The sequence below is a fragment of the Stenotrophomonas sp. GD03654 genome (genome assembly GCF_029845105.1).
GTDB lineage: Bacteria > Pseudomonadota > Gammaproteobacteria > Xanthomonadales > Xanthomonadaceae > Stenotrophomonas > Stenotrophomonas africana.
Map to the genome: position 1 here is coordinate 1 of NZ_JAOCLC010000011.1, position 10,829 is coordinate 10,829.

General features: G+C 68.1%; 12 protein-coding genes. 8 read left to right on the forward strand and 4 right to left on the reverse strand.

The features are described from left to right. Positions 1-71: 71 nt before the first annotated feature. Positions 72-260 (reverse strand): hypothetical protein, encoded by a 189-nt coding sequence (locus N5J73_RS06360; protein WP_049444507.1) that lies wholly within the window; start codon positions 258-260, stop codon positions 72-74. Positions 261-373: 113 nt separating this feature from the next. Then, on the reverse strand, positions 374-943 hold the full coding sequence (locus N5J73_RS06365) for a TlpA disulfide reductase family protein (protein ID WP_049444509.1): 570 nt from the start codon (positions 941-943) through the stop codon (positions 374-376). 162 nt (positions 944-1,105) lie between these two features. Here N5J73_RS06365 and N5J73_RS06370 point away from each other — a divergent pair, with 162 nt between their 5' ends. After that, positions 1,106-1,246, forward strand: coding sequence for a hypothetical protein (locus N5J73_RS06370; protein WP_162838403.1), 141 nt, complete (start codon positions 1,106-1,108; stop codon positions 1,244-1,246). 10 nt (positions 1,247-1,256) lie between these two features. Here the strand turns inward: N5J73_RS06370 and N5J73_RS06375 are convergent, their stop codons facing one another. Together N5J73_RS06375 and N5J73_RS06380 are read right to left on the reverse strand one after the other, a co-directional pair. Then, complete coding sequence (locus N5J73_RS06375) at positions 1,257-1,541, reverse strand: hypothetical protein (protein WP_019337170.1); 285 nt, start codon at positions 1,539-1,541, stop codon at positions 1,257-1,259. Between the two features lie 30 nt (positions 1,542-1,571). Next, positions 1,572-2,339: a MipA/OmpV family protein gene (locus tag N5J73_RS06380; protein WP_049444511.1), complete on the reverse strand. Its 768-nt coding sequence runs from the start codon at positions 2,337-2,339 to the stop codon at positions 1,572-1,574. Positions 2,340-2,484: 145 nt separating this feature from the next. Here N5J73_RS06380 and N5J73_RS06385 point away from each other — a divergent pair, with 145 nt between their 5' ends. The 7 genes from N5J73_RS06385 to lpxK are packed head-to-tail and all read left to right on the forward strand — an operon-like array spanning position 2,485 to position 10,816. Beyond that, the gene (locus tag N5J73_RS06385) at positions 2,485-3,156 is read left to right on the forward strand and encodes a response regulator transcription factor (RefSeq protein WP_049444513.1); all 672 of its coding nucleotides are present in this window, start codon (positions 2,485-2,487) and stop codon (positions 3,154-3,156) included. 1 nt (position 3,157) lies between these two features. Beyond that, positions 3,158-4,501: a HAMP domain-containing sensor histidine kinase gene (locus tag N5J73_RS06390; protein WP_049444515.1), complete on the forward strand. Its 1,344-nt coding sequence runs from the start codon at positions 3,158-3,160 to the stop codon at positions 4,499-4,501. Between the two features lie 59 nt (positions 4,502-4,560). Further along, the gene (locus N5J73_RS06395; RefSeq protein ID WP_049444517.1) at positions 4,561-6,960 is read left to right on the forward strand and encodes a DNA internalization-related competence protein ComEC/Rec2; all 2,400 of its coding nucleotides are present in this window, start codon (positions 4,561-4,563) and stop codon (positions 6,958-6,960) included. 3 nt (positions 6,961-6,963) lie between these two features. Then, complete coding sequence (locus N5J73_RS06400; RefSeq protein WP_049444519.1) at positions 6,964-7,626, forward strand: MotA/TolQ/ExbB proton channel family protein; 663 nt, start codon at positions 6,964-6,966, stop codon at positions 7,624-7,626. A 3-nt stretch (positions 7,627-7,629) separates the two neighbouring features. Next, positions 7,630-8,052, forward strand: coding sequence for a biopolymer transporter ExbD (locus N5J73_RS06405; protein WP_004152323.1), 423 nt, complete (start codon positions 7,630-7,632; stop codon positions 8,050-8,052). Continuing rightward, on the forward strand, positions 8,049-9,797 hold the full coding sequence (gene msbA, locus N5J73_RS06410; protein WP_049444520.1) for a lipid A export permease/ATP-binding protein MsbA: 1,749 nt from the start codon (positions 8,049-8,051) through the stop codon (positions 9,795-9,797). The genes N5J73_RS06405 and msbA overlap by 4 nt, the downstream gene beginning before the upstream one ends. Next, entirely contained in the window at positions 9,797-10,816 is a 1,020-nt protein-coding gene (gene lpxK / locus N5J73_RS06415; RefSeq protein ID WP_049436561.1) for a tetraacyldisaccharide 4'-kinase, read from the forward strand. The genes msbA and lpxK overlap by 1 nt, the downstream gene beginning before the upstream one ends. Positions 10,817-10,829: the final 13 nt, after the last annotated feature.

The window sequence follows — 10,829 nt, forward strand, 5'->3', positions numbered from 1 at the left end:
CGCCGCAGGGCTGGCTCAGCGCTGCGGCACCTGCAGCAGATCAGCGGGGCCGGCCTGCGGCGCGGCTTCGATTACAGCGGATCACAGCACAGCACCTGGCCAGGCTTGCCCGAGTTGCCGAACGGGCAGCTCGGATGCGGCTCGCAACCGGGCGCATAGCCGGTCTTGGGGGCGACGGCGAAGGCCTGGCTGGCACCGAAGGCCATGGCCGCAACAACGACGATACCGGCGACGGACGAAAGCACTTTCTTTCCGATCATGTGTATCTCCTTGGTTGGCGTAGTGGTGTTGCAGTTGCCGAAGGCACTGGAGTGCCGGTTGTGGCGCGTATGCGGTAAACGATGACGCGCGCGCTGATGCGGCGCGCGGTATCTCAGGGCAGTGCGGCGACTGGCGTCAGCGAGTTCATGGCGGCGCGCACCACCTGCTCATCAAGCTGGCCCACATGCTTGTAGATCACGCTGCCATCGGTGGCCAGCACCATCAGCATCGGCGTGACCGTGGCGCGGTAGCGATTGGACGCATCGCCCTCGCTGTCGATGGCGATCGGGAACTGCAACGCATGCTGTCCGGCGTAGTCGGCCAGTTGGTCGTAAGGAGGCAGTCCCACACCGATCAGCTCACTGCGGCCGCGCGCTGCTGCGATCTGTTGCAACTGCGGCATCGAGGCCAGGCAGTAGCGGCAGGTAGTGGAAAAGAAGTACAGGATCTGAGGTGCGTCGCGCGCGCCGCCGATATCGACGTGGGTGTGCTGGGTCGTGCGCAGCGCCAATGCATCCGGGCGGCTGCCCAGGCCGGGACCATGTGCTTCCAGCCGCATGTTCTGCAGTTGGGCAGCCATCTGCGCGTTGATCTGCCGGAGCTGGTGGTTCTGCCATCCCAGCGCGACGATCAGCGCGGACAGCAGCAGGGCGACAACGGGGAACAGGACGCGCTTGAGCATCGATCATCCTTGAACACAGCGTTGGACCGAACATACCCGAACGGGCGCGTAGGATGTTAAGGCGATGTTCCCCGCACATCCGTAGAGGCGCCACCTGGACTAGAGTGGTGCCTGCGCGGTCAGGCACGCGCACCCCGCAACCACCACCAGGATCAAACAACGATGAGCGATCACGTACCGGTTTCCAGACCCAATCCGTTCTTCGAACTGCTGTTCGGCGGCAACATGCTGGAAGGCACCTTCAAGGCGGTGATCTGGGTGGCCTTGCTGGCGGCGGTGCTGGCCTGGACCACATTCCGCTGAGCGCGGTCGCTCAGGCACTGAAGGCCTGGCGCAGGCTGCGCAGGGTAGCCTGGCGATGTTCCTTTGCGGTTGCTTCGCCCATCTCAAGTTCCTGCAGGCGCAATCCCACCAGCGTCATCGACAACGCATAGCCGCGCGCTGCATCGGCAGCGCGCGAAAGGCCCAGTGCGCGGCGCGTCAGCGCGTTCACGTGTTCCAGGTCGGGCAGCAGCCCCAGGTAGGCGCGCTCGGCGCTGTCCAGGTCCGGGGCACGCAGGATCGCGTGCGCTTCAGCAGCAGGGGAGACGGAGGCCATGGGGGGTCCTTGTCCGTTACGGGAGCTCGATCAGAACGAGCGCATCAGGGAAACGAAGGCCGACGTCTGGGTACCGCGACGGGCCATCGGGCTGTCCTTTACGGCATCGCCGAACCACTGGTTGGCGACGACGCCGGTCGCGCGCCACTTCGTGCCTAGGGGCGTGCTGACGGCGATCTGCAGGCTCGGTGATGTCGCGCTGCCCGGGGTGTAGGCGGCAAGTCCCGAGCGCAGCGCTTCTTCGTCGGTGATGCCGTAGTAGTAGTCGAGCAGGCGCGCACTGGAGTGCACCACGCCGACCTTGGGCACCCAGGTGAAGCGACCGGCCTGGATCGGATAGCTGTAGTGCAGGCGCGTCTCCATGCCACCTCCGTGCCCGGTGACCTCGCGCATCACGCTGGCCTCGACGACGCCCCAGTCCGTGCTGTATTCACCATTGACGCCGGCCATGGCGGACATCTGCCGGCTGTGCAGGCGACGCAGCTGAGGATCGTTCACGTCGTCGGTCTTGAAGCGCAGCGTGTAGGGCGTGACTGCCGCCGACAGGCGCAGGCCCTCGCGCTTGTACAGGTACATGCCCAGCGAGCCCGGGCTGGCGAAGAAGCGCTCGCCCTGCCAGGCAATGGACGGTACGACCAGCGGCTTGACGTCGTAGTGGGCGTACGCCCCTGAGGTCGCGCCGGCACTGATGCCGGCCTGCACCCCCGTGTTGCGGTCGGCGGCGTGGGCGATCAACGGAAGGCCGATGGCAGCGGAGAACAGCAACGGGCGCAGCAGGGTCGGGGACAGCGACGGCATCGATCAGCCACTTTGCGGGGGATGGCTGCGCATGGTGGGGGCACAACATTGTCAGAACATTGCGCCTTGGCAATCGGCACGCGAACGCGCCCAAACCCGGCGCCAGGCACTATGATCGGCACCGTTTCCGGTTGCCGAGCCCCTGATGCGCATCCTCCTGGTCGAAGACGATCCCGATCTGTCCCGTGCCCTGCAATCGGGCCTGGAGCGGCAGGGCGTGGTCGCCGACGTGGTCGGCAGCCTGGCCGAAGCCGCGCTCGCGCTGCGCGAGCCGGTGCACCAGCTGATGCTGCTCGACCGCCAGTTGCCCGATGGCGATGGCGTGGCGTTCGTCGCGACCGCGCGCGCACTGCGCCCGAACCTGGCGGTGATCATGCTGACCGCCAAGGGCACGCTGTCGGACAAGGTCGAGGGGCTGGACGTCGGTGCCGATGACTACCTGGTGAAGCCGGTGGCGATCGAAGAACTGATGGCGCGCATCCGTGCAGTCTCGCGGCGGCCCTCGGCAATGGTGACACCGAGCCTGCATCTGGGTCGGCTGGAATTCGACTTCGAATCGCTGCAGGCACAGGTGGAGGGACAGGCGCTGGCGCTGCCACGCCGGCAGGTACTGGTCCTGCAGGCGCTGGCGATGCGTCAGGGGCGCACGGTCACCCGCAGCGCACTGGAGGCGGCGGTGTACGGTTTTGATGATGAGATCCAGTCCAATGCGCTTGATGCGCACATTTCCAAGCTGCGCAAGGCGCTGCAGCAGGCCGGGGCCGGCGTGGAGATCCATGTGATCCGAGGCGTCGGCTACCTGCTGGCGGAGGCCTGAGATGGCCCGTCCGATCCGCTCCATCACGCTTGGCCTGGCCTGGCGGTTGTTCCTGGCGCAGGCCTTCACCGTGCTGTTCGCGGTGGTCGCGCTGATCCTGACCTGGGGCGACAAGGACTCCTGGGGCATGGACATGTTCACCGCCGAGGCAGTGGCCAAAGCCGTGCACAGCGAAGGTGGCAGGTTGGTGCTGGACCAGGCGCGCTGGGAAAAGCTCAACGCCGGGGCCGGCGGCAATCTCTGGTTCGCGGCGGTCGATGACAAGGGCATGTGGCTGGAACGCGGCACGATTCCGGCGATCCACGCGCCGTTGCTGGCACGCTTGCCGACAGTGGGTGCAACCGAACTGGGTTCACTGGTGCCGCCCTATCTGGACGTGGCGCGGGTGATGATCCGCAACGAAGATGGGCGGCGCATCACGGTGATGGTGGGCGGGGCACCGAAGGGCGGGTTGCTGGATGGCGCGCTGATGGTGCTGCGCCTGATCGGCCTGTGGTTCTTCCTGCCGTTGATCGTGGTCACGCTGCTGGTGATGCCGACCGTGATCCACCGTGCGATGCGTGGCGTGCGCCGGTCCGCACAGCAGGCCAAGGAGCTGGACATCGGCCAGGCCGGCGCGCGGCTGGATGCACAGCTGGTGTCGACCGAGGTTGCGCCGCTGGTGGAGGCCTTCAACGATGCCATCGACAAGGTGCAGCAGGGCTATGCGGCGCGTGACAAGTTCCTTGCCGACGCCGCGCACGAACTGCGGGTGCCGATCGCGGTGGTGCAGGCGCGCCTGTCGCAGCTGCCGCAGGGCGAGCTCAAGTCGCAGCTGCTGACCGATGTTGCGCGGCTGGGCAACGTTGCCGAGCATCTGCTGGATCTGCAGCGGCTCGATCGCAACGTCGGCGCGCTGCAGCGGCTGGACCTGGCGCTGCTGGTGCGTGAGGCAGCTGCTGATCTGGCGCCACTGGTGGTCGGTGCCGGCTATGGCTTCGAAGTGGATGCACCGGAGGCTCCGGTGTGGATCCACGGCGACAGCTTGGCGCTGGGCCGGGTGATCGCCAACCTGGTGCACAACGCCATCGTCCACGGCGGCGGACGCGGCACCATCTGCGTGCGCCTGGACACGCGCGGCCTGCTGGAAGTCAGCGACCAGGGCGCCGGTATTCCAGTGAGCGACCGCGAGGCGATCTTCGAACCCTTCCATCGCCTCCGCGCGGCGGGCAGCGGCAGTGGCCTGGGCCTGCACCTGGTGAAGGAAATCGTGCAGCACCACGGCGGCTCGGTCAGTGTGGGCGAGGCCGCCGGCGGCGGTGCCAGCTTCCGGGTCAACTTCCACCGCGGCACCGTCCGGCGCTGACAGCCACGCGGGGAAAATCCCGATAGGCAGCCTGTTACGCCTGGCGGCAGGCTGGTGGAATGGTTTCCGAACGTTCCGCGCCGGCCCTGTTCGGCCCCGGCTGCGCCGCCGGCCTGGTGCTGGGTGCGTTGGCCTGCGTGCAGATGCCGGTGCTGCTGCCGCTGTGGCTGAGCGTGCCGATGGCGGTTGCCGGCGGTGCGGGCTGGCTGTTGCGCTGGCGCGGCCGGGCCTGGGCTGCAATCGTGCTCGGCCTGGCATGGGCCACATTGCACGGGCAGTGGGCCCTGCACGGCCAGCTACCACCGGGCGCGCCGCCGCAGGATGTGCAGGTGCGCGGGCGGGTGGCTGATCTTCCACAGCGCGGGCCCGGCTACACGCGTTTCGTGTTGCACGTGGATGAGGCCGATACGCTGCCAGCACTGCGTGGCAGGCGCCTGCAGCTCACCTGGAACGACCCGTGGCGCAGATCGTCAGCGCACGAGGCCGAGGGCGGACGCCATGCAGTTCGTGCGGGATCGCATTGGCAGTTGTCGTTGCGCGTGCGTGCGCCACGCTCGCGAATCAATCCCGGCGGCTTCGATGGCGAACGCCATGCATTGCTGCGCGGCATTTCCGGCAATGGCACGGTGCGCGATCCGGGCGCTGCGCATGAGCGCACGCCCGCGCAGGGCCTGCCGGCCTGGCGCGAGCGCAGTAGTGACGCCATCGCCACGCAGGTGGCACATCCTGCCGCACGGTTCGTGCAGGCCTTGGCCCTGGGCGACACCCGCGGACTGTCCGATGCCGACTGGGAGCACCTGCGCGCGCTGGGCCTGACCCATCTGGTCGCCATTTCCGGGTTTCACGTGGGCGTGGTGGCTGGTTTCGGCGTACTGCTGTGCCGCTTGTCGTGGTGGCTGTGTCCGCTGCTGGGACGGTACTGGCCACGGCCGCAGGCGGCGGCGTGGGGCGCGGCGCTGGCCGCAGCCGCTTATGCCGTGGCAGCCGGCGGCGCGCTGCCAACGGTGCGCGCGGCGCTGATGATCGGGCTGGTGGCACTGGCCCGTGCCGGACGTCGCCCGGTGGGTGCGGGGCAGGGGCTGGCCCTGGCCGCGATGGTGATGCTGCTGCCGGCGCCGCTGTCGGTGCTGTCGGCCGGGTTCTGGCTCAGCTTTGGCGGCGTGCTGTGGCTGCTGTGGTGCCTGCCGCGAACCGGGCCGGAGGGCGTCGGCGGCGGCCTGCGCGGCTTCCTGGCCGCGCAGGGCGTGGCCAGCCTCGGCCTGTTGCCGCTGTGCGTGGCCCTGTTCGGCGGCACCGCGCGCTTGGGGCCGCTGGTCAATCTGCCGATCATCCCGTGGTGGACGCTGCTGGTGGTGCCGTTGTCGCTGCTGGGTACCGGCCTGCACGCGCTGCATGACGGCGCCGGGCGTTGGGCCTGGCGCGTCGCCGCCTGGCTGTTCGAGCTCAGTTGGCAGGCCCTGCAGCCACTGGCGCTGCACCCGCAGGCGATGTGGTGGCTGGCCGAGGCGCCGCGCTGGACAGTACCGGCGGCGCTGCTGGGGGTGTTCTGGTGGCTGCTGCCGCGCGGCGGCGGCGGTGGCCTGGCGGGCCTGCTGCTGTGCCTGCCGCTGCTGTGGCCCGCCCGGCATGCACCGGCCGAAGGGGAACTGGAACTGCTGGTGCACGATGTCGGCCAGGGCACCGCGGTGTTGCTGCGCACGGCGCGGCACGCACTCTGGTACGACGTGGGGCCGCCGACCGGAGGCGATGGCAATGAGCGGATCCTGGTGCCGGTGTTGCGTGCGCTGGGGCAGGAGCCGCCGCAGCAGGCGATGCTCAGCCATGACCATCTGGACCACACCGGCAGCCTGCCGAGCCTGCGCCGGCAATTGCCTGGGTTGCAGCTGATGGCGCCGCCCGGCAGCACCATCGCCGGAGCCACGCCCTGCCAGCAGGGGATGCGCTGGCAGTGGGACGGTGTCGACTTCCAGGTGCTGCACCCGGCACCGGGCAGCCGGCAGGCTGAGAATGAAGACAGTTGCGTGCTGCGCGTCGCCAGCCGTCATGGCGTGGTCCTGCTGCCGGGCGATATCGGCCGCCCGGCCGAGCAGGTGCTGTTGCAGGCGTCTCCGGCGGCATTGAAGGCGGATGTGGTGCTGGTGCCGCACCATGGCAGCGGTGGCAGCTCCAGCGCGCCGTGGGTGGCCGCCGTGGCGCCACGGTTGGCAGTGGTCTCGGCCGGGCACCGCAACAGCTTCGGTCATCCACGCCGGGACGTGGTCGAGCGCTGGCAGGCGCAGGGGGCGGAAGTGCTGGCCACGGCCGACTCCGGGGCGATCCGCGTATGGCTTGGTGCACAAGGGCTGCAGCTGCGTGAACAGCGTATCCACGCATCCCGGTGGTGGGATGCCGCTGGGCGGGCGCGGTCGGCTGCTATCCTATCGCCGATCGAACAAGCGGCCATTGGGCCGGAGGGTTGAAACGTGTGGGAACTGGTCAAGGCCGGTGGCTGGCCGATGGTGCCGCTGCTGCTGTTGGGCGTACTGGCTTTGGCGATCATCCTGGAGCGTTTCTGGTCCCTGCGGCGAACTGAGGTGCTGCCGCCCGGCCTCGGCCAGGAAGTGCGCAACTGGGCCGCGCGCGGCAAGCTCGACCCGGCCCACCTGCAGACCCTGCGTAGCAACTCGCCGCTGGGCGCGCTGCTGGCCGCCGCACTGGAAGCGCGCAACCGCCCGCGCGACCAGATCCGCGAACGCATCGAAGACACCGGCCGTCACCTGGTGCACCGCATGGAGCGTTTCCTGAACGCGCTGGGCACCATCGCCTCGGCCGGCCCGCTGCTGGGCCTGCTTGGCACGGTCATCGGCATGATCCAGATGTTCCTGGGCATCCTCGACCACGGCGTGGGCGACGTGAACCAGCTGGCCGGCGGTATCGGCAAGGCGCTGGTGTGCACCGCCACCGGCATGATCGTGGCCATCCCGGCGCTGATGTTCCATCGCTACTTCAAGGGCCGTATCCACGGCTACGTGGTGGAAATGGAACAGGAAGCGAGCGCCCTGCTGGATACGCTCGACGGCCGCCCCGGGGTGATGAACCCGGCCCCGGCCGCGCGTCCGGCCGGCGCCGCCACGGCGAAGGCCTGATCGATGCGTATCGGCAACGACCGATCCCAGGATGAGCCGCATATCGATCTGGTGCCGCTGATCGACGTCATCCTGGTGCTGATCATCTTCTTCGTGGTCACCACCACCTTCGATGCGCGTTCGACGCTGCAGGTGCAGCTGCCAACGGCCAGCCAGCAGCAGACCAACGAACCGCCGCGCTCGCTCAGCGTGCTGATCAACGCTGAAGGCCGCTACTTCATCAATGACCAGGAAGTGCTGCGCAGCGACGTCGAGTCGGTCAAGCAGACCATCGCCGCCGTGGCCGGCAGCGATCGCGAGCAGACCGTGCTGCTGCGTGCCGACGCACGCACTCCCTACCAGGCCGTGGTGACCGCGCAGGACGCGCTGGGTCAGCTCGGTTTCCGCCGTATTGCCATTGCAACAGCACCCGAGGTGCGTCCATGAGTTCCAATCACGCGCCGGTGTGGCCGATCTACAAACGTCTGCTGGGGTACACCCGTGCCTACTGGGTATTCATGGTGGCCGCGGTCATCGCCATGGTGGTCGAAGCCCTGGCGGGCTATCACTTCACCAAGTTGATGGAGCCGCTGGTCAACCGTGGTTTCGTCAACCCGGAACCGCGCATGGCGGTGATCCTGCCGCTGACGATCCTCGGCCTGTTCCTGATGCGCAGCATTGCCACCTGGGTGAGCGACTATGCGCTGGCCAAGACCGGCCGCAGCGTGGTGCGCGACCTGCGCGAACAAGTGCTGGCCAAGTACCTGCACCTGCCGTCCTCGCATTTCGATACCGAAGCGACGCCGGTGATGGTCAGCCGCCTGAACTTCGATACCGAACAGGTCACCCAGGCCAGCGCCGACGCGCTCAAGACCGTGGTCGCCGATACCCTGACCATCATCGCCATGCTGGCGGTGATGCTGCAGATGAGCGTCAAGGTCACCGTGGCGATGCTGGTGGTGGTGCCGCTGATCGGCGTGATCGTGTCCTTCGTGGGCAAGCGCTACCGCCGCATCAGCCGTGGCATCCAGGACGGCATGGGCTCGATGGCGCAGACCGCCGAGCAGTCGCTGGCCGCGCAGCAGGAAGTGAAGGTGCATGGCACCCAGCAGCACGAGATCACACGCTATTCGCGCTTGGCCAACCGCATGCTGTCGCTGAACATGAAGGTGGAAGTCACCCGTGCCGCGGCGTCCAGCGTGGTCCAGTTCCTCGCCGCCCTGGCACTGGCGGTGATCGTCTGGGTATCTACGCGCGAAGCGCTGGCCGGTCGTCTCAATGCGGGCCAGTTCATGGGCCTGATGACCTCGATGATGGCGATCATTCCTTCGCTGCGTCGTCTGACCAGCGTGCAGACCTCGATCTCGCGGGGCGTGGCGGCTGCCGAGCGTCTGTTCAGCATTCTCGACATGCCGGTGGAGCGCGACGAGGGCCGCAGGACGGTGCAGCGCGTGCGTGGCGAACTGGCCTTCGACCACGTCATGCTGCGTTACCGCGAGGACAGTGGCATTGCGCTGGACGACATCAGCTTTGTTGCCAAGCCCGGAACGGTCACCGCCATCGTCGGCCGCTCAGGCAGCGGCAAGACCAGCCTGATCCGGCTTGTGCCGCGCTTCTATGAACCCAGCGGCGGACGCATCACCCTTGATGGCGTCGCGCTGGATGATTATCCGCTGGCCGACCTGCGTCGCCAGGTGGCGATGGTGGGGCAGAAGGTCATGCTGTTCGATGACACCATCGCTGCCAACATCGCTTACGGCATGGAGGCCAGCGACGAGCAGATCCGCGCGGCGGCCGAAGCGGCCAATGCGTGGGAATTCATCGCACGCATGCCGCAGCAGCTGCAGACCCCGGTGGGTGAGAACGGCGCGCTGCTGTCCGGCGGCCAGCGCCAGCGCCTGGCGATCGCCCGCGCGATCCTGCGGGATGCGCCTATCCTGATCCTTGATGAAGCCACCGCCGCGCTGGACAACGAATCCGAGCGGCTGGTGCAGGATGCGCTGCAGCGCCTGATGCCGGAGCGCACCACGCTGGTCATCGCGCACCGCCTGTCGACCATCGAGCACGCCGACCTGGTGCTGGTGATGGACCACGGGCGCATCGTCGAACGTGGCACCCACAAGGAGCTGCTTGCCATGGGCGGCCTGTACCAGCATCTGCACAGCATGCAGTTCCGCGAAAGGCAGGACTGATGGCCGGCAAGGGTACCCAGACCCCGCCGTATTGGTACGACGGCAGCCCGGTTCCGTGGGCGATGCGTCTGCTGGCGCCGCTGTATGCCGGCGTCACCGCGCTGCGCCGCCGGGCCTATCGGCGTGGCTGGCGCAAGCGCTACACGCTGCCGGTACCGGTCATCGTGGTTGGCAACATCACCGCCGGTGGCACCGGCAAGACGCCGCTGACCATCGCCCTGGTCGAGCGCCTGCGTGCCGCCGGCTGGAAGCCGGGCGTGGCCAGTCGTGGCTACGGCCGCGAGGATGCGGACAAGCCGCTGTGGGTGAAGGCTGATACGCCGACCGCCAAGGGGGGTGACGAACCGGTGCTGATCGCCTGGAAGACCGGCGTGCCGGTGCGCGTGGACAGTGACCGCGTTGCTGCCGGCAAGGCGCTGATCGAGGCCGGCTGCGATGTGATCGTCTGCGACGACGGTCTGCAGCACTACCGGCTGGCGCGCGACATCGAAATCGAGGTGGTTGATGCGCAGCGCCGCTACGGTAATGGCCGGATGATCCCGGCCGGACCACTGCGCGAGCCGGTCAGCCGCGCCAGCGAGTGCGATTTCCGCGTGGTCAATCTCGGCCAGGCCGATGAGGAATCTGCGGCCCAAGCCTGTGGCTTCGGCCAGTGGCCGATGGCACTGCACATCGACAGCGCACAACCGCTGGCCGGAGGCCGTGCCCGTCCGCTGTCGTACTTCAAGGGCCAGCGCGTGCACGCCGTGGCCGGCATCGCGCATCCGCAGCGTTTTTTCGACATGCTGCGCGCGCGTGGTATCGGCGTCGTACCGCACGCCTTCGCCGACCATCAGGCCTATCAGCCGCAGGACCTGTCCTTCGGCAGCCAGCTGCCGGTGCTGATGACCGAAAAGGATGCGGTGAAATGCCGCGCGTTCGGCAATGACTGGCATTACGCGGTCCCGCTGCGTGCTGAGCTGCCTGCGGCATTCTGGGTGGCGCTGACCGACCGCCTGGACAAGCTGCGACCGAACTGAATGGCGCGGCGGC